The 597-nt window shown below is 69.0% G+C and carries 1 pseudogene; it reads left to right on the top strand.

Annotated features, from left to right (window positions below):
• Positions 1 to 368, top strand: a pseudogene (locus tag J7528_RS23930) (glycoside hydrolase family 43 protein); the annotation flags it as partial.
• Positions 369 to 597 lie beyond the last annotated feature (229 nt).

The following is a 597-nucleotide window of genomic DNA, read 5'->3' as shown; positions in this document are numbered from 1 at the left end:
CCGAAACCGAGGTCGCGTTCGCGCCTGCCGAAGGTGAAATGGCCGGGCTTGCGGCGCTGCAGAACGACGACTTCTTCCTGACGCTGGCCGTGGTGCGCGAAGGTGGGCGCACGCTGGTGCGCGTGGCGCGGAGGGCCGGGCCGAACGATCCGCGCGCGGGGGTGACCGTGGCCGAGGCGCCGATCGAAGTGCGCGGGCCGGTGCGGTTGAAGCTAGCGGTGCATGGCGGGATTTATGACTTCGCCTATGCGACCGGCGGGGAGTGGAAGACGCTCGCCAGCGGTGTCGATGGTACGCACTTGAGCACGACGACCGCGGGGGGATTCGTCGGCACGATGATCGGGCCGTTCGCGCAGGGGCCGCGTTAGGGACGCGAGAGACAGGCCCCCTCCGTCCGCTTCGCGGACACCTCCCCCGTTTACGGGGGAGGACTTAATGAAGCTGTCCCAGTCCTCCCCCGTTTACGGGGGAGATGCCGCCGAAGGCGGCGGAGGGGGCCCGAGCGCAGTCCTCAGATAAACCGGTTGATCAGGTTCTCGATCCGCTCCTGCCGCCCCGAACGCGGCTTGGGCGCGAACGCTTCGGTGACCGCAAGGC

Origin of the sequence: Caulobacter sp. (assembly GCF_017744445.1) — a bacterium.
Lineage (GTDB): Bacteria > Pseudomonadota > Alphaproteobacteria > Caulobacterales > Caulobacteraceae > Caulobacter.
The sequence above is the reverse complement of the archived record's forward strand: the minus strand, read 5'-3'. Positions and strand labels throughout refer to the sequence as shown.